At 73.1% G+C, this 18,107-nt stretch carries 17 protein-coding genes; 6 read left to right on the top strand and 11 right to left on the bottom strand.

The features are described from left to right. Positions 1-10 precede the first annotated feature (10 nt). From FL583_RS09225 to FL583_RS09215, 3 genes are read right to left on the bottom strand one after another with little or no spacing between them, the layout of a single operon-like run. Entirely contained in the window at positions 11-1,396 is a 1,386-nt protein-coding gene (locus tag FL583_RS09225; RefSeq protein WP_142704135.1) for an amidohydrolase family protein, read from the bottom strand. Next, positions 1,389-2,423: a class I SAM-dependent methyltransferase gene (locus tag FL583_RS09220; protein ID WP_142704134.1), complete on the bottom strand. Its 1,035-nt coding sequence runs from the start codon at positions 2,421-2,423 to the stop codon at positions 1,389-1,391. The genes FL583_RS09225 and FL583_RS09220 overlap by 8 nt, the downstream gene beginning before the upstream one ends. Then, on the bottom strand, positions 2,420-3,439 hold the full coding sequence (locus tag FL583_RS09215) for a zinc-binding dehydrogenase (RefSeq protein ID WP_142704133.1): 1,020 nt from the start codon (positions 3,437-3,439) through the stop codon (positions 2,420-2,422). Before FL583_RS09215 ends, FL583_RS09220 begins: the two co-directional genes overlap by 4 nt. Positions 3,440-3,854: 415 nt before the next feature. On the opposite strand from FL583_RS09215, the gene FL583_RS09210 reads away from it, so the two are divergent. Genes FL583_RS09210 through vanX form a run of 3 tightly spaced genes read left to right on the top strand, consistent with a single transcriptional unit; the run spans position 3,855 to position 6,428 of the window. Beyond that, positions 3,855-4,814 carry a D-isomer specific 2-hydroxyacid dehydrogenase family protein gene (locus FL583_RS09210; protein ID WP_142704132.1) on the top strand — a complete coding sequence of 320 codons (960 nt, stop codon included), beginning with the start codon at positions 3,855-3,857 and terminating at the stop codon, positions 4,812-4,814. Continuing rightward, on the top strand, positions 4,807-5,823 hold the full coding sequence (locus FL583_RS09205; RefSeq protein WP_142704131.1) for a D-alanine--D-alanine ligase family protein: 1,017 nt from the start codon (positions 4,807-4,809) through the stop codon (positions 5,821-5,823). The genes FL583_RS09210 and FL583_RS09205 overlap by 8 nt, the downstream gene beginning before the upstream one ends. Then, complete coding sequence (vanX, locus tag FL583_RS09200; protein ID WP_142704130.1) at positions 5,820-6,428, top strand: D-Ala-D-Ala dipeptidase VanX; 609 nt, start codon at positions 5,820-5,822, stop codon at positions 6,426-6,428. Before FL583_RS09205 ends, vanX begins: the two co-directional genes overlap by 4 nt. On the opposite strand, the gene FL583_RS09195 is transcribed toward vanX, so the two are convergent. Genes FL583_RS09195 through FL583_RS09170 form a run of 6 tightly spaced genes read right to left on the bottom strand, consistent with a single transcriptional unit; the run spans position 6,421 to position 11,772 of the window. Beyond that, on the bottom strand, positions 6,421-7,497 hold the full coding sequence (locus FL583_RS09195) for a sensor histidine kinase (protein ID WP_142704129.1): 1,077 nt from the start codon (positions 7,495-7,497) through the stop codon (positions 6,421-6,423). The two genes, vanX and FL583_RS09195, sit on opposite strands and share 8 nt — an antisense overlap. Then, entirely contained in the window at positions 7,490-8,164 is a 675-nt protein-coding gene (locus tag FL583_RS09190; protein ID WP_142704128.1) for a response regulator transcription factor, read from the bottom strand. The genes FL583_RS09195 and FL583_RS09190 overlap by 8 nt, the downstream gene beginning before the upstream one ends. A 16-nt stretch (positions 8,165-8,180) precedes the next feature. Next, a complete protein-coding gene (locus tag FL583_RS09185) occupies positions 8,181-8,681 on the bottom strand; it encodes a GNAT family N-acetyltransferase (RefSeq protein ID WP_142704127.1) in 501 nt (166 codons plus the stop codon). A 28-nt stretch (positions 8,682-8,709) separates the two neighbouring features. Then, positions 8,710-9,273 carry a TetR/AcrR family transcriptional regulator gene (locus FL583_RS09180; RefSeq protein WP_142704126.1) on the bottom strand — a complete coding sequence of 188 codons (564 nt, stop codon included), beginning with the start codon at positions 9,271-9,273 and terminating at the stop codon, positions 8,710-8,712. Then, on the bottom strand, positions 9,270-10,121 hold the full coding sequence (locus FL583_RS09175) for a patatin-like phospholipase family protein (RefSeq protein WP_142704125.1): 852 nt from the start codon (positions 10,119-10,121) through the stop codon (positions 9,270-9,272). The genes FL583_RS09180 and FL583_RS09175 overlap by 4 nt, the downstream gene beginning before the upstream one ends. A gap of 49 nt (positions 10,122-10,170) precedes the next feature. Then, the gene (locus FL583_RS09170; protein ID WP_170323563.1) at positions 10,171-11,772 is read right to left on the bottom strand and encodes a RecQ family ATP-dependent DNA helicase; all 1,602 of its coding nucleotides are present in this window, start codon (positions 11,770-11,772) and stop codon (positions 10,171-10,173) included. Between the two features lie 67 nt (positions 11,773-11,839). On the opposite strand from FL583_RS09170, the gene FL583_RS09165 reads away from it, so the two are divergent. The 3 genes from FL583_RS09165 to FL583_RS09155 are packed head-to-tail and all read left to right on the top strand — an operon-like array spanning position 11,840 to position 16,514. Further along, positions 11,840-12,562: an ABC transporter ATP-binding protein gene (locus tag FL583_RS09165; RefSeq protein ID WP_205751964.1), complete on the top strand. Its 723-nt coding sequence runs from the start codon at positions 11,840-11,842 to the stop codon at positions 12,560-12,562. After that, entirely contained in the window at positions 12,550-13,833 is a 1,284-nt protein-coding gene (locus tag FL583_RS09160) for an FtsX-like permease family protein (protein WP_142704123.1), read from the top strand. The genes FL583_RS09165 and FL583_RS09160 overlap by 13 nt, the downstream gene beginning before the upstream one ends. A gap of 17 nt (positions 13,834-13,850) precedes the next feature. Continuing rightward, positions 13,851-16,514, top strand: coding sequence for a LuxR C-terminal-related transcriptional regulator (locus FL583_RS09155; RefSeq protein WP_142704122.1), 2,664 nt, complete (start codon positions 13,851-13,853; stop codon positions 16,512-16,514). On the opposite strand, the gene FL583_RS09150 is transcribed toward FL583_RS09155, so the two are convergent. Next, entirely contained in the window at positions 16,500-17,117 is a 618-nt protein-coding gene (locus FL583_RS09150) for a DNA-3-methyladenine glycosylase family protein (protein ID WP_142704121.1), read from the bottom strand. The genes FL583_RS09155 and FL583_RS09150 overlap by 15 nt on opposite strands. Positions 17,118-17,121: 4 nt before the next feature. Continuing rightward, on the bottom strand, positions 17,122-18,078 hold the full coding sequence (locus FL583_RS09145) for an alpha/beta hydrolase fold domain-containing protein (protein ID WP_142704120.1): 957 nt from the start codon (positions 18,076-18,078) through the stop codon (positions 17,122-17,124). Positions 18,079-18,107 lie beyond the last annotated feature (29 nt).

The raw sequence follows: 18,107 nt of genomic DNA, 5'->3' as shown, positions 1-18,107 counted from the left end.
CTTTCGCGAATCAGATGGTGGGCCACTTGGCCCGGTCGGGGAGCCCACTCCGGCGACGGATCCCGTCACCGGCGCGCTGCGCGCGCTCGAGCAGGTCGAACTCGTCGAGCGTGGTGCAGCGGTAGTTCTCGACGACGCGTCGTCCGCCGACGAAGACCGTGTGGACGCCGCGCCCGTCGGCGGACCACACGAGCTGGTTGGCGACGTTGTGCAGCGGACGCCACTCCGGCCGGTCGGTGTCGTGCAGTACCAGGTCGGCCTGCTTGCCGACCTCGATCGAGCCGAGCCGGTCGGCCTCCTGCAGCCCCCGGGCGCCGTTCCGGGTGGCCATCGCGAACGCGGTCTCGGCCGGGAACATCGTCGCGTCCCGCCTGGCGTCCTTGAACAGGCCCGCGACCAGGTAGGTGGCCCGCATCAGGTCGTGGTAGTTCGACGCGTTGTTGCCGTCGGTGCCGATCGCGACGTTCACCCCGGCCGCGGCCATCTCCGGGAACTTGCCGATCTGCGTCACGCCGTAGGAGACCTTCAGCGCGGTCGTCGGGCAGTGCGAGACGCTCGTCCCGGTCGACGCCAGCAGCGCGATCTCCTCGTCGTCCACGTGCACCGCGTGGGTGAGGATGACGTTCGGCCCCAGCACGCCCAGCTCGGCCAGGTGCACCATCGGCCGCTGCCCGAACGCCGCCAGGAACCCCTCCGGGTCCATCGCGGCCGGCGACATGTGGAAGCTCAACCCGGTGTCGTACCGCACCGAGAGCTCCTTGGCCGCCTTCCACAGCTCGTCGCTGCAGCAGGTGTGGCCGATGATGATCGGCCAGGCCTGGATGCGGCCGTCGTAGCTCGACGCGTGCCTGCTCATCGAGTCCTCGAGCGTGGCGATCGCGGTGTCGGTGTCCATTTTCAGCGCGTCGTAGTCCTGCACCTGGTCCCAGGCCCAGGGCCCGACCCGGGCCCGGATACCGATCTCGCCCAGGGCCTCGACGACCGGGTCGATGAAGCGGACCGTGCCGGCCTCGAGGAACGTCGTCGTGCCCGACTTGAGCATCTCGAGCGCCGCGAGCTGGGCCGAGATGTGCTCGTCCTCCTCGGTGTAGAACGTGTGGATCGGCGTCAGCCACTCGAACACGTTCTCGATGAACGGGGTGTCGTCCGGGACGAAACCGCGGGTCAGCGGCTCGCCGGTCGCGTGCACGTGGGTGTTGATCAGGCCCGGCGTCACGACGAACCGGCGTCCGTCGAGCACGTCGCCCGCCGACCACGCCTCCTCGACGTCGGCCGTCTTCCCGACGGCGGCGATCAGGCCGTCCTTGATCGCTACCGCCGCGTCGGTGATCACCTGCCGGTCGTCGTTCATGCTGACGACGGTCGTGTGGACGATGAGCGTGTCGGCGTTATCCATGGGTGCCTCCGGAGCGGGTGATGAGGTGCACGCGCTGGCGCGGTACGGGCTCGACGACGGCGACGGTGTGAGCTCCGCGGGCCGCGCACCAGGCGGCGAGCGTCGGTTCGGTCAGGCCACGGCCGAGCGTCGACGCCCGCATCGTCAGCGCGAGCGTCAGGTCGTGGGGGGCGTCCACATAGGTCTGGGTGGGGGCGCCGTCCGGCGGACGGAAGTAGTCGGCGACGAGCAGGACGCCGTCGTCGGCGAGCAGGTCCAGCGCGCGATGGACGAGTTCCTCGGCCCGCGGGGCCGCCTCGGCCCGCAACACGTGCGCGAGCACGACGACGGACGCCTTCCCGGCCGGCAGCTCGACCTGCAGGTAGTCGCCACCGAGGAGCGTGACGCGGTCGCCGGGGAGCCGGTCGCGCGCCGCGGGCACGACGTGCGGCAGATCGACCCCGATCGCCCGGGCTGCGGGCACCCGCGCGCCCGCGGGCGCGCCCGCGGCGAGCAAGCCCTCGAGCCAGGCGCCGGAGCCGCAGCCGAGGTCGACGACCAGGCCGGTGCCGTCCCAGAGGCCCCGGTCGCGGAGCTCGGCCGCGACACCCCGGGCGACCGCGCCCTGGGTGGCCGCGGTGGCCGCGACCAGCTCCGGATAGAGGTCGTCGAGCGCCTCGCGGATCGGCTCGGCCGGCCGGCCGGCGCGCAGGGTGTGGGCCAGCGCGGGCCAGCCCGCCTTCGGACCGGGGGAGTGCCGGACCAGCCCGACCATCGAGGCCGGCGACGAGGGCACCAGGAACCGCTGCGCCGCCGCGGTGTTGGTCCACTGCGAGCCGTCGGTTTCGAGCAGGCCCTTGGCCGCCAGCAGCTGGGCCAGCAGCTCGAGGTCGGCCGGGTCGGGCACGCCGGCCGACTCGGCCAGTTCCGCCGCGGTCGCGGGGCCGGCCGCCAGCCGCTCGAACACTCCGAGGTCGATCGCCGCGTGTAAGGCCCAGTAGGCGGCGTAGCCGTTGATCAGATCCCACACCGGGGCCGGGCTCGTCACGGGCGGAGCACCACCTTTCCGGTGGCGCGCCGCAGTTCCAGGTGTTCCTGGGCGGCCCGGGCGTCGGCCAGCGGGAACTCGCTGTCGATCGGCGTGACGAAGTCGCCGTTCCAGTACGTGTCGAGCACCGGGGCGAACTCGGACCGGTCGTACGGGTCGGAGCCCAGCAGCTGCAGCCCGAAGTGGTACGCGTAGACGAGGTTCGTCTCGGCGACGTCACCCGTGGTGTTGCCGAAGAACACCAGCCGCCCGCGCGCGGCCAGGCTGAAGATGCCGGCCGCCCAGGTCGCCGGCCCGACGTGATCGAGCACCAGGTCGACGCCCCGGCCGCCGGTCGCCTCGCGGACCGTGCCCACGATGTCCTGGCTCGACGTGTCGATGACGACGTCGGCCCCGATGGTCCGGACGTAGTCCGCCTTCTCCGGCCGGCTGACCGTCGAGATCACGCGCAGGCCGGCCGCGCGGGCGAGCTGGATCGCCGCGGTGCTGACGCCGCTGCCGCCGGCGTGGATCAGCACGGTCTCACCGGACGCGGCCCGGCCGGTGACGTGCAGGGCGTGGTGGGCGGTCATCCAGACCGTCGGGACCACGGCCGCCTCCACCAGCGACCGGCCCTCCGGCACCGGGTACAGGTTCGCGGTCGGCACGACGACGTACTCGGCGTAGCCGCCGGGGATCGTGCCGCCGATGACCTTCGTGGCCGGGCAGTGACCGTCCCGCCCCGACCGGCAGGTCTCGCAGTCGTCGCAGGGCACGGCCGGGTTGACGACGACCCGCGTGCCGGCCGCGATCCCGTCGCCGGACTCGACCACGCCGGCGACGTCCATGCCGGCGGTGTGCGGCAGCTGGAAGCCCGGGATCAGCGCCGGCCCGCGTCGCTGCTGGATGTCGAGGAAGTTCACCGAGCAGGCCTCGACGCGGATCAGCGCCTCGCCGGGGCCGGGCTCGGGAATGGGGACGTCGTCGACGACCAGGGTGTCGAGGCCGCCGTGGGCGTGGTGGCGAACCGCTCGCATCATCCGCTCCGCTCGCTCGGGTTCTGGGCCGAGCGGCTGCACGCCGGATCGGCATGCAACGGGGGGAGGTGCTTCGCGAGTCTGTTGCCTACCCGCGTGGCGGCGACGTTAAGGCCCGACGCGCGATCGTGTCAACAACATGCGTGACGCTGTTCTGCGATACGCGACGATCAGCGGATCCCCAGAGCGGCCCGGACAGCCGCCGTCGCCAGTGGAGTCGGCCGCACCGCCGGGAGGTACGCCGACCGGGTGATGATCCTGTTCCGCGGCGACAGGCCGACCATCGCGGTGCCCGGCCGTCGGCGGCAGCCCGACGCTGACCCTCGTGGGCGACTACGAGAACCGAGGGCCCCTATCGTTCGCTTATCGAAAAACGAATACGGGTCGGCAACCGGGAGCCGCGTTCACTGGGGCCATGCCCGAGCGGATCACGATCTACGGATGCGAGCCGGACGAGTCGCTCCTGTTCCGGGAATTGGCGCCCCACTACGGAGCCGATCTCACGATCACCGACGCGCCGGTTTCCGAAACCACCAGCGAATTGGCCCGCGGGAGCCGATGCGTCAGCGTCGGGCACAAGACGCCGATCACGAATGCGACGCTCGACGCGCTCGCCCGCGCCGGCGTCAATTACGTCTCCACGCGCAGCATCGGATTCGACCATCTCAACGTGAGCCACGCGGAAAGCGTCGGCCTCCGGGTGGGAAACGTCGCCTATTCGCCGGACAGCGTCGCCGATTACACGGTGATGCTCATGCTCATGGCGATCCGGCAGGCGAAGCCGACGATCCGCCGCGCGGACGAGCACGACTACCGGCTGCCCGAGTTCCGCGGCCGCGAGCTGCGCGATCTCACCGTCGGAGTAGTCGGAACCGGGCGAATCGGCTCCGCGGTCGTCGCGCGGCTGCGTGGTTTCGGGAGCCGGATCCTGACCCACGACAGCCGTCCCGCGGCCGGGCACGTTCCGCTGGACGTGCTGTTCCGGCAGAGCGACATCGTCACGCTCCACACGCCACTGGACGCGTCGACGCATCATCTCGTCGACCGCGCCCGACTACAGCAGCTGAGGCCCGGCGCATTCCTCGTCAATACCGGGCGCGGGCCGCTGGTCGATACCGACGCGCTGATCTCCGTGCTGGAGAGCGGGCATCTCGGCGGTGCGGCGCTGGACGTCGTCGAAGGGGAAGAAGGCATTTTCTACGCCGACCGCCGGAACCGGGTCATCGACCACAAGCCACTGCTGCGGCTGCAGGAAATGCCGAACGTGCTGCTGAGCCCGCACACCGCCTATTACACGGATCACGCGCTGCGCGACACCGTCGAGAACAGCCTCATCAATTGCCGGAAGTTCGGAAGCGGGGAGCACGATGGATAGGTTGAGGATCGGCATTCTGTTCGGTGGCCGGTCGGAGGAACATCCCGTCTCGGTCAAGTCGGCCCGCGAGGTCGCCCGGCACCTCGACGGCACCAGGTACGAGCCGTACTGGATCAGGATCTCGCCGAGCGGCGCCTGGACGCTGGGCGAGGGCCCGGACGACGACACCGGCCGCCCGGCCGTGTTGTCGGGCCGTCACCTGCTCGTGCTGGACGACGGGAAATACGACGCGATCGCGCTCGACCTGGCGTTCCCGGTGCTGCACGGCCGGTTCGGCGAGGACGGGGCCATCCAGGGGCTGCTGGAGACGGCCGGTCTGCCGTACGTCGGGTGCGACGTCCAGAGTTCGGCGCTGGCCATGGACAAGTCCCTGACCTACGTCGTCGTGCGCAGCGCCGGGATCGCGACGCCGACGTTCTGGACCGGCGACGTCGACCCCGGCGATCTCACCTACCCGGTGTTCGTGAAGCCGGCCCGGTCCGGCTCGTCGTTCGGCGTCAGCAAGGTCTCCGGGCCGGACGACCTGGCCGCGGCTCTGGAGACCGCCCGGCAGTACGACGCGAAGGTGCTGATCGAGCAGGCGGTCGAGGGCGCCGAGGTCGGCTGCGCCGTCCTCGGCAACGCCGACGTCCTCGGCAACGGCGACGACCTCGTCGTCGGCGAGGTGGACCGGATCGCGCTCTCGCACGGGTTCTTCCGGATTCACCAGGAGGACGAACCGGAGAGCGGCTCGGAGAACGCGACGCCGATCGTGCCGGCCGACATCCCGGCCGAGTCGCGCGCGCTGGTGCGGGAGACGGCCACGGCGATCTACCGGGCGCTCGGCTGCCGGGGGCTGGCCCGGGTCGACCTGTTCCTGACCGACGACGGGACCGTCGTGCTCAACGAGGTCAACACGCTGCCCGGCCTGACCTCGTACAGCCGCTATCCGCGGATGATGGCCGCGGCCGGGTGGTCGCTCGCCGACGTGATCGACCGGCTCGTGTCACTGGCGCTGGCCGCCCGATGAACGAGGACTTCGTCTTCGTCGACGAGGCCGTGCCCGGCATTCGCTGGGACGCCAAGTACGCCACCTGGGACAACTTCACCGGCAAGCCGGTGGACGGGTACGTCGCCAACCGGATCGTCGGCACCCGCGCGTTGTGCATCGGCCTGGACAAGGCCCGGGAGAAGGCCGCCTCGCTCGGCTTCGGCCTGCTGCTCTGGGACGGCTACCGCCCCCAGCGGGCCGTCGACCGTTTCCTGACCTGGTCGACGCAGCCCGAGGACGGTGCCACGAAGTCCCGGCACTATCCGCGCATCGCGCGGGCCGACATGTTCGCGAAGGGCTACGTCGCGGCGAAGTCCGGTCACACCCGCGGCAGCACGGTGGACCTGACGCTCTACCGGCTCTCGACCGACGACCTCCTGCCGATGGGCGGTGGCCACGACCTGATGGACTCGGTCTCGCACCACGGGTCGGCCGAGATCACCGCGGCCGAGGCCCAGAACCGGCGTTACCTGTGCTCGATCATGGAGGAGTGCGGGTTCCGGTCGTACTTCTTCGAGTGGTGGCACTACACGCTCGAGAACGAGCCCTACCCCGAGACGTACTTCGACTTCCCGATCACGTGACCGGGAGTTCGACGGTGATGCGGAGGCCTCCGGCCGGGCCCGGGCGGAGGGTGAGGGTTCCGTCGTGCGCCCGGGCGATGCTCTGCACGATCGCCAGCCCGAGGCCGACGCCGGCCTGGTCACTCCGGATCCGCTGGGTGCCGCGCTGGAACGGCTCGGTGAGCGTCGCGATCAGCTCGGGCCGCAGCTCCTCGCCGGTGTTCTCGACGGTCAGGACCACCGACCCGGCCCGGACCGCGGTCGTGACCTGCACCGTCCCGTTCCCGGGTCGGTTGTGGACGATCGCGTTGTGCAGCAGGTTCGTCGTCATCTGGAGCAGGAGCGCGGGTGATCCGAGGGCCGGGGCGACGTCCCCGGACGTCTGCATCGTGACGCCGTGCTTCTCGGCCAGCGGCAGGAGCGTCTCGGTGGCCTCCTCGGCGACGAGCGACAGATCGACGGGTTCGCGGACGAACGAACGCTGGTCGGCCCGGCTGAGCAGCAGTAGCGCCTCGGTGAGCTCGATCGCCCGGGCGTTGACCGCGCGCAGGCGTCGGTCGAGCTCGCTGGTGGCCCGCTCGGGGTCGCTGTGGGCGACGTCGAGGAGGGTCTGGGTGATGGCCAGCGGAGTCCGGAGCTCGTGCGACGCGTTGGCCGCGAACCGCTGCTGCTCGGCCATGTTGGCTTCCAGCCGCGCCAGCATCGCGTCGAAGGCGTCGGCCAGCTCGCGGAACTCGTCCCGCCGGCCCGGGAGCCAGATGCGGTGGGCGAGCGAACCGTCGGCGGCCCGCCGGGTGGCGTCGGTGATCCGGCTCAGCGGCGCGAGCATCCGGCCGGCCAGCACCCAGCCCCCGATCAGGCCGAAGATCAGCAGGAACGTCATCGCCTGGGCGGCCCGGGGGAGAAACGCGTCGAGGAGGTCGCGCTGGGTCGGGCCCATCGGGATGCGCCGCCCGGGCGGCGGGTCCGGGACGTAACGGAGGAGGAACACCCAGACGGTCGCGAGCAGCAGTGCCCCGGTGATCAGCAGGAACCCCGCGTAGCTGAGCGTCAGCTTGAGCCGGACGCTCAACCCGGGCGGCCTATCCACGCGCGTCGCCGGTGTCGATGCGGTAGCCGACGCCGGGCACGGTGGCGATCAGGCCGGGCTCGCCGAGCCGCTTGCGCAGCGACGAGACCGTGATCCGCACCGCGTTCGTGAACGGGTCGGCGTTCTCGTCCCAGGCCCGCTCCAGCAGTTCCTCGGCGCTGATCACCCCGCCGTCGGCGCCGACCAGCACCTCGAGCACCGCGAACTGCTTCCGGGTCAGCGCGACGTACCGGCCGTCGCGGTAGACCTCGCGGCGGAACGGGTCCAGGCGCAGGCCGGCGATCTCGCGCACCGGCGGGCGGTGCCGGGCCCGCCGGCGGTCGAGCGCCCGGAGCCGGAGCACGAGTTCCTGCAGCTCGAACGGCTTGGTGAGGTAGTCGTCGGCGCCGAGCTCGAACCCGGACGCCTTGTCGTCGAGCCGGACGGCCGCGGTGAGCAGCAGGATCGGCAGGCCGCTGCCCGACGCGACGATGCTCCTGGCGATCTCGTCGCCGGACGGGCCGGGGATGTCCCGGTCGAGCACCGCGATGTCGTAGGCGTTGACGCTCAGCAGGCCGAGCGCGGTGTCGCCGTCGCCGGCGATGTCGGCCGCGATCGCCTCCAGGCGCAGCCCGTCGCGGATGGCCTCGGCCAGGTACAGCTCGTCCTCGACGATCAAGACACGCACGAATCCAGGCTACGAGTCAGGCCATATCGTCGGCGTATTGCCCGAGGTCCCGGGCCCAGTGCTGGCCGGTCAGATCCCGGCCGAAGCTGTGGTGGGCCTCCTCGTCCACCAGGGCGAAGCCGTGGCGCTGGTAGATGCGACGGGCCGCGGCCAGCACGTCGTTCGTCCACAGGACCATCCGGCGGTAGCCGGCCGCGGTCGCGAAGTCGAGGCAGCCGGAGACCAGCCGGTCGCCCAGGCCGAGCCCGCGGGCCCGCGGGTGGACCAGCAGGATCCGTAGTTGGGCGGTCGTGTCGTCGGCCGCGACGCAGAACACGCACCCGGCCCGCTCGCCGTCGACCTCGGCGATCCAGGCCGCCTCGCGCCGCGGGTCGTGCTTGTTCGCGTAGTCGGCGACGATCTGCGCGACCAGCGCCTCGAAGCTGACGTCCCAGCCGAACTCCTCGGCGTAGACGCGGCCGTGCTCGCCGACGACCCAGCCGAGGTCGCCCGGTTCGCCCAGTGGCCGGATGTTCATCGCGACTCCCCTCACTGAAACGATCGTTTCAGTGAGCAGCGTACCGCTCCACGGCCGCGGTCGTGCGGTCCACGTCGCCGGTCGCCAGCAGGTCGAGCAACGCGCCCCGGAGCACGGCCAGCGCCAGCGTCCGCTCCGCGCTGCCGGCCTCGGTGTCGCGACGGTCCGCCGGTTGCGTCGCGGCCAGGACGTCGAGCCAGTCGTCGACGGTCTGCCGTCCGAAGCCGGCCCACGGGCCGTCCGGCTGGACGAGCGACAGCGCGTAGGCCTCGGCCCAGAGGCCGAGCAGCGGCCGGTGCTCCTCGGCCGAGAGCCACCGCCACATGACCCGCACCCCGACGGAGAGCCCCTGACCGTCGTGCTCGGCCCGGCCGCGCTCGAGGAAGGCCAGCTCGTCCTGGCGGGCCCGGGCCAGCAGCGCCCGGACCAGCCCTTCCTTCGAGTCGAACAGGAACAGCAGCACCCGGGGACTGGACTCGACGGCCGCGGCCAGCGGACGCAGCGAGAGCTCGGCCAGGCCGTGCGCGGTCACGTACCGGTAGGCCCGCTCGAGCAGTTCGTCCCGCCGGGCCGAGGGCGCCCGGGTCGTCACGCGCCGAGGAAGCCGCGCACCGCGGCGGCCCGGCTGCGCCCGATCGCCCGACCGGCCCGGGCCGCCGGCCCGCGGGTGGCCGGTGAGAGCGGGTTGGTGCCGAACGCCGCCGCCGACGCCTCGTCGGCCCAGACGACGTGGGTCGTCCCAGGGCGCAGGGCGTCGATCTCGTCGTTCAGGTCGCCGCCGAGCGGGATCGGCGTGTTCTCCATCGTCGGCGTCAGTACGACGATCCGGTCGGCGCCCGCCGCCAGGTCGGCGTTGGAGGCGGACCGGACGCCGCCGTCGACGAACCGCCGGTCGCCGATCGTCACCGGAGGCCAGACGCCGGGCACCGCGCAGCTGGCGGCGACCGCGTCGACCAGCGCGACCCCGCTGTCGCGGTCGAACACCACGACCTCGCCGGTGGTGGCGTCGACCGCGGGGATCAGCACGGTCCGGAGCGGCCACTCCGGGCGCGGCAGCCGGGCGGCGACCGACGCCAGCCGGGTCTGCTCGTCGAGGGTCGGGGTGGCGAGCGCCATCGCCCCGATCCGGCGGCGCAGGGCTCCGGCGTCCGTCACCCCCTGGGTCGCCTCGCCCATCCGCGCGACGAATTCGTCGAGATCGAGCTCGACCTCCAGCTCGGCCGACGACGGCGCGAGCTGGGCGTCGTACAGGTCGGCCAGCGGCGTGCCGCTGGTGATCTGGGCCGCGACCGCCGAGCCGGCCGACGTGCCGACCACGATGTCGGCCCCGATCAGCCGGTCGGCCAGCGCGGGATCCTCGTCGGCGAGGCCCCGCAGGACGCCGAGTTCCCAGGCGATGCCGGCTACTCCGCCGCCGGCCAGCACGAGCGCGTCAACCATGGCTCGATGCTAGAGGCGCACACCCGGGAACTGCTCCGGCCGGCCCGGCTCAGTCGATCGTCAGCAGGCCGTTGGTGAGCACCGCCGGGGTGAGGTGGCGGTAGCCGACGGCGTCGAACAGCGCGGTCAGCTCGTGGTCGTCGCGGGAGAGCAGGACGCCGGGACCCCACAGCTTGTGGTGCACCTTCACGCCCTCGCGGTCGAACGTCGACCGGGGGTGCGCGACCGGGTGGGCGTCGTTGTCGCAGGACCCGCACGGGGGCGGGTAGTGCTCGCCGAAGTAGGCCAGCAGTTCGGCCCGGCGGCATCGGGTGGTCTCGGCGTAGTGCCGGGCGGTGTCGATCTGGCTGGCCAGGATCGTCTTCCGCCGGTCGCCCTCGGCCAGCACCTCGGCCGCCGCGTCGGCCGGAAGCCCGGCACCTCCCGGCCGCACCTCGCCGTCCGCGGTCAGCAGGCCCAGGTCGGTGAGCTCCGCGATCACCCGCTCCACCTGGCCCCGGCCGACGCCCGCCGACTTGGCCACCTCGGCCACGCCGACCCGCCCCCGGGCGTCCACCAGATGGTCGATCACCGCGTCGACCGTCTCCGGGTGCAGCTGCGACCGCGCGGCCAGCAGCCGCGGGATCCGGATCGACCGCTCGTCGTAGACGAGCACGGCCGCGGCCGGTCGGCCGTCCCGGCCGGCCCGGCCGATCTCCTGGTAGTACTCGTCCAGGCTGCCGGGCATCCCGGCGTGCACGACGGTGCGGACGTCCGGCTTGTCGATCCCCATCCCGAACGCACTGGTGGCGACGACGACGTCGAGCTCGCCGGCGAAGAACGCGTCCTGGACGCGGGTGCGCTCGGCCGCGGACAGGCCGGCGTGGTAGGCCTCTGCGCGGTACGAATCGAGGTTCAGCCGCTCGGCCAGGGCGGTCGCGCGGGCCCGGGTCAGCGTGTAGACGAGCGCCGGGGTCTCGTGCGCGAGCATCACGTCGACCGTGCGGTCGTCGAGCGCCTGGTCCTCGGGGACGTCCCGCCGGGTGCGCCGCACCGAGAGCCGCAGGTTGGGCCGGTCGAAGCCGGTGACCAGCACCTGCGGCGTCGTCATGCGGAGCCGGCGGGTGATGTCGGACTGCACCGGCGGCGCGGCGGTCGCGGTCAGCGCGAGCACCGGCGGACGCCCGAGCGCGTCGATCACGTCGGCCAGGCGCAGGTAGTCGGGCCGGAAGTCGTGGCCCCACTGGCTGATCAGGTGCGCCTCGTCGACGACGAAGAGCGTGACCTTCCGCGAGGTGATCGCCGCGAGCGACTCGGGGTTGGCCAGCTGCTCCGGGCCGAGCAGCACGAAGCTGATCGCACCGTCGCGGATCGCCGCTAACGCCGCCGCGCGCTCGGCGTGGTGCAGGGTCGAGTTCAGCACGGTCGCCGGGATCTGCCGGTCGGTGAGCGACCGCACCTGGTCGCGCTGGAGCGCGATCAGCGGCGAGACGACGACGGTCAGCCCCTCGAGCGCCAGACCGGCGGCCTGGTAGATCGCGCTCTTGCCGCTGCCGGTCGGCAGCACCGCGAGCGTGTCCCGGCCGCTGACGACCGAGGTCGCGGCCTCGTGCTGCGGCGGCCGCAGCGCGAAACCGAGGCGCGCCCGCGCCACCGCGTCGACGTCGAGCACCGATCCTCCCGGGTTCGTCAGTGATTTGACGGATGCCTGCCCGCGGACGGCCCGGCAGGGTGGCCGCGTGTCGTCAGCAGAAGCCATCAACCTGACCAAGAGCTTCCCGGCCGCCGACGGGAGAGACGCTACCCCGGTGCTGCGCGGGATCTCGCTGTCGATCCGGCCGGGGGAGTTCGTCTCGATCGTCGGGCCGAGCGGGTCGGGCAAGTCGACGCTGCTGTACTGCCTCTCCGGCCTGGAACCGATCACGTCCGGCGAGGTCGTCCTGGCCGGCACCCCGGTGTCGTCGCTGCGCCGGACGGCACTGGCCCGGCTGCGCCGGGATCACGTCGGCTTCGTGTTCCAGTCCTACAACCTGATCCCGTCGCTGAGCGCCTGGGACAACGTCGCGTTGCCCGGCCGGCTGGCCGGGCGCCGGATCTCCGACGACGAGGTGGACGCGGCGCTGGCCCGCGTCGGGCTGGCCGAGCGGGCCCGGCACAAGCCGTCCGCGCTCTCCGGCGGCCAGCAGCAACGCGTGGCGGTGGCCCGGGTGCTGGCCGCCCGGCCGGACATCGTGTTCGCCGACGAGCCGACCGGCGCGCTCGACACGGCGGCCGGGGAGCAGGTGCTGGGCCTGCTCCGGGAGGCCGCCGACGGCGACCGGTCGGTCGTGCTGGTCACCCACGACCTGCAGGCCGCCGCCCGGGGCGACCGGGTGCTCGTGCTGCGTGACGGCGTCATCCACCGGGAACTGGTCAAGCCCAGCGCCGAGCAGGTCTTCGAGGCGGTCACGTGCTCCGCCTGATCCTCAGCGACCTGCTCACGAACCGGCGCATCTGGCTGGGCACGCTGGTGGTCTCGGCCGCGACCGCGACGACGGTCGCGGTGGCGGCGAGCCTGGTCGAGACCGGCGTCCGGATCGGCGGGGACGTCGGGCTGGCGCTCGGGGCGGTCAGCGGCTCGGTGCTGGTGTTCAGCGTGGTCGCGGCCGTGATCGTACTGGGGACGGTGGCGAACCTGACCGTCGCGCTGCAGCGGCGCGACTACGCGCTCTGGCAGCTGGTCGGGGTGCTGCCGACGCGGGTGGGGCGGGTCGTGTCGGCTCAGTTGTTCCTGGTCGCGGTGGTCGGCGCGGTCCTCGGCTGCCTGGCGACGGCGCCGTTCCTGCAGGCGTTCTTCGACTTCTCGCTGAAGGACAGCTCTGGCCTCGGCCGGCCCCGGGTCAGCTTCGGGCCGGTGAGCATCGCGTCGGTGATCGTCCTGGTCACGGTGCTGGTGGTGCTCGGGGGCCGGCGGGCCGCCGGGCGCGCGGGCCGGGTCTCCCCGCTGGAGTCGCTGCGCGAGCCGGAGCTGCCCGGCCTGCGGATGAGCGCCTGGCGGTGGGTTTCCGGGATCGGGTTCGCGCTGGTGGCGCTGGCGGTGGCGAGCAGCCTGCCGGGGACCGCGGTCGATCGGCTGTCGGTGCCGCTGATGCTGATCGGCGCGCTGCTGGCCGCGGTGGTCTCGGCGTTCGGCCCGATCGTGTTCCCGCGGGTGCTGGCCGGGTGGACCGGTCTGGTGCCGCAGTCGATCTCCTGGTACCTGGCGCGCAACTCGGCCCGGCACAACCTGAGCCGGAGCTCGGCCGTGATCAGCTCGCTCACCGTCGCGATCGCGCTGGTCGGGACGTTCTACAGCAGCACGGACGCGGCCTCGAGCGGCACGGTCGTGCTGATCCTCGGCGGCCCGCTGCTGCTCTCGCTGCTGGGCGCGGCGGTGGCGGTCGCGATGTCGAGCCGGACCCGGGAACGCGAGGGCGCGCTGATCCGGGCGGCCGGCGGCACCGAGGAGACGCTGGTGGTGGCCGCGGTCTGGGAGGCCGTCGTCTACGTGGTGACCGCGTCGTTGCTGGGCGTCGCGGTCGTCGTCGGCACCGCGCTGATCGGCGCCTGGGCGGCGTCGGCGGCCCCGCGCTGGGGGCTGGGGCCGGTTCTGGTCACCGCGCTGGCCGGGCTGGTCCTGATGCTGGTCGCGACCGTGATCCCGACCGCACTGGCGTCCCGGCGGGCCGTGCCCGCCGTCCTGGCCGCGGAGTAATCGCTTACGGTTTCGGAGTGCAGACAGTCGGACGCGACGCCGAGCGCGCCGCGCTCGCCGACCTGATCACGTCCGGTGGTGCGCTGGTGATCGAGGGTGACCCGGGGATCGGTAAGACCGCCCTTCTGGACGCCGCCGTGGACGACGCCCGGCGCGAGGGGTTCCGGGTGCTGCGGTGTTCCGGGCTGCAGAACGCGTCACCGGCCGGGTTCGAGGCGCTGCACGAGCTGCTGCACCCGGTGCTGCCGCTGGTCGACGCCCTGCCGCCGAAGCAGCGGTCGGCCCTGCTGGTGGCGTTCGCGATGGAGGACGGCCCGGCGCCCGACCGGCTCGTCGTCAGCCTGGCCGCGCTGGGCCTGCTCGAGGAGGCGGCCGGCGAGCGCCCGGTGTTCGTCGCGGTCGAGGACGCCCAGTGGGTCGACCCGTCGAGCGTCGCCGTGCTGGGTTTCGTCGCCAAGCGGCTGTCGCAGGCTCATCTCGTGCTGGTCGCGACCTCGCGGGCGCCCGACGAGATCCTGGTGGTGCCGCGCCTGGTCCTCGGCCCGGTCGACGCGGACGCCGCCGAGGCGATCCTCGACGACGTGGCCGGCGACCTGCCCGCCGTCGCCCGGAGCCGGATCCTGAGCGAGGCCGGCGGCAACCCGCTGGCGCTGCGCGAACTCGCCGCGGCCCTGCGAGAGCACGGACCCGACCGGATCGGCCTGGAGTCGCGGCTGCCGACCACCAAGCGGCTGGAGCGCGCGTTCCTCGACCGGGTCGCCGACCTGCCCGAGCGCAGCCGGCGGCTGCTTCTCCTGGCCGCCGCGTCCGACGACGCCGACCTGCAGGACGTCATGGCCGCGGCCCGCACTCTGGACATCGGCGTCGGCGACCTCGAGCCGCTCGAGTCGACCGGCCTGATCAGCGTGTCCGGCACGTCGGTGCGGTTCCGCCACCCGCTGGTGCGCTCGGCCGTCGAGGGCGCGGCTACGGCGTCCGAGTGGACGAACGCGCACCTGGCGCTGGCCGGGGTCGTACCCGACCGGGGCCGGGCCGCCTGGCACCGGGCGTCGGCGACGCTGGAGCGGGACGAGTCGGTCGCCGCCGAGCTCGACGAGGCGGCCGACCGGGCCCGGCGGCGCGGCGCGCAACCCGAGGCGGTGCGCGCGTACCAGCGGGCGGCCGCGCTCTCGACCGACGTGGACCGGCGCGCCCGTCGTCTGGCGCTCGCGGCCGAGACGGCCCGCTCCACCGGGATGAGCACCGAGGCGGTCGCGCTGCTCGAACACGCCGAGGCGATCGCGACCGAGCCGGAGACGGTCGCCGACGTCGCCGCGACCCGGCTGAACCTCAGCCTGCAGGTCGGGATCCCCGGGCACAGCCGGGTGGAGCTGGCCGCGCTGAGTGCGGTGCTGTCCCGGCGTCCGGAAGACAGCGACCGGCGGGTGAAGATCCTCTGGGGCGCGGCGATCGCGGCCCGCGGACGGATGGCGTCAGCCGCCGACCAGCGGGAACTGGCCGCCGAGCTCGACAGCATCCCGACGTCCAACCCGCTGAAGACCGTCGGGCTCGCGCTGCTGCACCCACCGGACCGGGCCGACGAGTTGCGCGCGCAGCTGCCCGCCCTGATGCCGGCCCTGGCCTCCGACCCGCACGGGCTGGTCACGCTGGCCGTCGCGGCCGAGGCCAGGCACGACCTCGACACCGCGCTCGCGGCCTGGACCCGGAGCTACGAGCGCTTCCACGAGCAGGGCGAGACCGCCGACCAGACCCAGTCGCTGCGCGGCCGGGCCGGGATGCAGCTCCTGCTGGGCCGCCTCCGCGAGGGCCTGACCGACGCCGAGTACGCGGTCCGGATGGCCCGCGACACCGGCCAGCCGATGATGGCGGCGATGGCCCACGCGACCGTGGCCAGGGCCAACGCGCTGCTCGGGGACGTCGGCGAGGCGCAGCGGGCGCTGGACGAGTTCCACGAGCTGGCCGGGGTCGGGCCGCTGGCCGTCGCGAGCGCCGACGCCCGCTGGGCGGCCGGCCTGATCGCGCTGGGGGAACACCGGTACCGGGACGCGCTGGTCGAGCTCACGTACGTCACCGTGCACCCGGCCCGGGCGCTCTGGGCGATCGCCGACCGCACCGAGGCCGCGGTCCGGGCCGGTCGGCCCGACATGGTGCTGGACGACCTCCGGCGCGCCGAGACGGCCGCGAGCACGTCGTCGTACCTGACCGCGCTGACCGCCCGCAGCCGGGCGCTGCTCGCGGACGACGAGTCCGGCTTCCGGACGGCCGTCGAGGCCGCCGAGGCCAGCGACTCGACGATCGAGCTGGCCCGGACGCACCTGCTCTACGGCGAGTGGCTGCGCCGGAAACGGCGGCCGGTCGACGCGCGCTCGCACCTGGGGGAGGCCCTCCGGCGCTTCGACGTGATCGGCGCGCGGACGTTCGCCGAGCGGGCCGCGGCCGAGCTCCGGGCGGCCGGCGAGGCGCCGGTGCGGGCTGACGCGGCCGGCTCGGCCGGGCGCAAGAGCCTGACGCCGCAGGAGTTGCAGGTGGCGCAGCTGGCCGCCCAGGGGCTGTCCAACAAGGAGATCGCCGACCGGGTGTATCTCTCGCACCGGACCGTGAGCACGCACCTGTATCGGGCCTACCCGAAGCTCGGCATCGCCGGCCGGGCCCAGCTCGCCGCGGCGCTAGCCGACCGGTGAGATCTCGACGCTGCGCCACAAATAAAGGCAGGCCCGTGAGCGGTACGGGCGCCAGGCCTCCCCGAGCGCGGTGACCGCGGCCAGGCTGGGGAGCGATTCGAGCCCGTAGGCCCGCCGGATCGCCTGCCGGATCGCCAGGTCACCGCGGACCAGGACGTCCGGCCGCCCGAGCGCGAACATCAGGAAGATCGACGCGGTCCACTCCCCGATGCCGGTGACGCAGACGAGCGCCCGCATCGCGTCGTCGTCGAGTGCCCGGAGCCGGTCGAAGTCGAGGAGACCGGTCAACAGGTGCTCCGACAGCGACCGCAGGGCCCGGACCTTGGCGTGGGACAACCCGGTCGACGTGCGCAGGAGCTCCGGATCGTCGGCCCAGATCTCGTCCGGGGTCGGGGCCCGGCCCCCGTACCGGGCCCGGATCCGCTCGTAGATCGCCCGGGCCGAGCGCGTCGAGAGCTGCTGGCTGCTGATCGTCAGCACGAGCATGTCGAAGGGGTCGTCGCCGAGGCCCGTCACCCGGTCCGGCAGCGGGCCGAACCGGGTGATCAGGTCCTTCAGGATCGGGTCGGCGCTCGAGAGGAACGCGTCGGCCGTCGGAGTCACGACGTCAGTCTGTGCCCAGGACCCCGCGGAGGAAAGCGGTCGCCTGGTTGATCGCCGACTCGGCGGCGAACGTGCGCCGCAGCGGCTCGAGCCCGACGAAGTCGTGGATGACGCCGAGTTCGCGCACGGCGGTCACCGGGACGCCGGCCCGGCGGAGCTTGGCCGCGTAGGCCTCGCCCTCGTCGCGCAGCACGTCGGCCTCGGCCACGATGACCAGGGCCTGCGGCAGCCCGGCCAGCTCGTCCAGCGAGGCCCGCAACGGCGACGCGGTGATCTCGGCGCGCTCGGCCGGGTCGGTCGTGTACTGGTCCCAGAACCACTTCATGCCCTCGCGGGCGAGGAAGTAGCCCTCGGCGAACTGCTGGTACGAGCCGGTGTCGAACGCGGCGTCGGTGACCGGGTAGAACAGGACCTGGGCCTGGAAGGTCACGCCGCCGCGCTGCTTGGCCAGGATCGTCGTCACCGCGCTCATGTTCCCGCCGACCGAGTCACCGGCGATGGCCAGCCGGTTCGGATCGAGGTGTTCGTCGGCGCCGTTGGTCGCGATCCACTGGGCGACGGCCCAGATCTGCTCGATCTGGGTCGGGTACCTGGCCTCCGGGGCCAGGTCGTAGTCGGGGAAGACCACCGCGGCGCCGGTGCCGACCGCGATCTCGCGGACCAGCCGGTCGTGGGTCGTCGGGCTGCCGAAGACCCAGCCGAGGCCGTGGACGTAGAGGACGACCGGCAGGACGCCGGTCGCGCCGGCCGGACGCACGATCCGGACGCGGACCTCGCCGGTCGGGCCGCCGGGGATCGTCAGGTCGGTGAGGTCGGCGTCGAGCAGGGTCGGCGGCGGGTCGGTCTGCACGGTCTCGGCGATCTTGCGACCCTCGGCCGGCGGGAGCTGGTAGAGGAATGGCGGCTTCGAGTTGGCGTCGGCGAACGCCTGTGCGGCGGCTTCCAGGACGGGTTCGGTCATGAGTGGGAGCCTGTAGGCCGATTTCGAGA

The sequence above is a fragment of the Cryptosporangium phraense genome (genome assembly GCF_006912135.1).
GTDB lineage: Bacteria > Actinomycetota > Actinomycetes > Mycobacteriales > Cryptosporangiaceae > Cryptosporangium > Cryptosporangium phraense.
The sequence above is the reverse complement of the archived record's forward strand: the minus strand, read 5'-3'. Positions and strand labels throughout refer to the sequence as shown.

Excerpts from the sequence above, each read along its gene's own strand:
- vanX (WP_142704130.1), top strand. The coding sequence starts at position 5,820 with ATGAACGAGGACTTCGTCTTCGTCGACGAGGCCGTGCCCGGCATTCGC.
- FL583_RS09145 (WP_142704120.1), bottom strand. The coding sequence starts at position 18,078 with ATGACCGAACCCGTCCTGGAAGCCGCCGCACAGGCGTTCGCCGACGCC.
- FL583_RS09225 (WP_142704135.1), bottom strand. The coding sequence starts at position 1,396 with ATGGATAACGCCGACACGCTCATCGTCCACACGACCGTCGTCAGCATG.
- FL583_RS09175 (WP_142704125.1), bottom strand. The coding sequence starts at position 10,121 with ATGGTTGACGCGCTCGTGCTGGCCGGCGGCGGAGTAGCCGGCATCGCC.
- FL583_RS09205 (WP_142704131.1), top strand. The coding sequence starts at position 4,807 with ATGGATAGGTTGAGGATCGGCATTCTGTTCGGTGGCCGGTCGGAGGAA.
- FL583_RS09185 (WP_142704127.1), bottom strand. The coding sequence starts at position 8,681 with ATGAACATCCGGCCACTGGGCGAACCGGGCGACCTCGGCTGGGTCGTC.
- FL583_RS09215 (WP_142704133.1), bottom strand. The coding sequence starts at position 3,439 with ATGCGAGCGGTTCGCCACCACGCCCACGGCGGCCTCGACACCCTGGTC.
- FL583_RS09210 (WP_142704132.1), top strand. The coding sequence starts at position 3,855 with ATGCCCGAGCGGATCACGATCTACGGATGCGAGCCGGACGAGTCGCTC.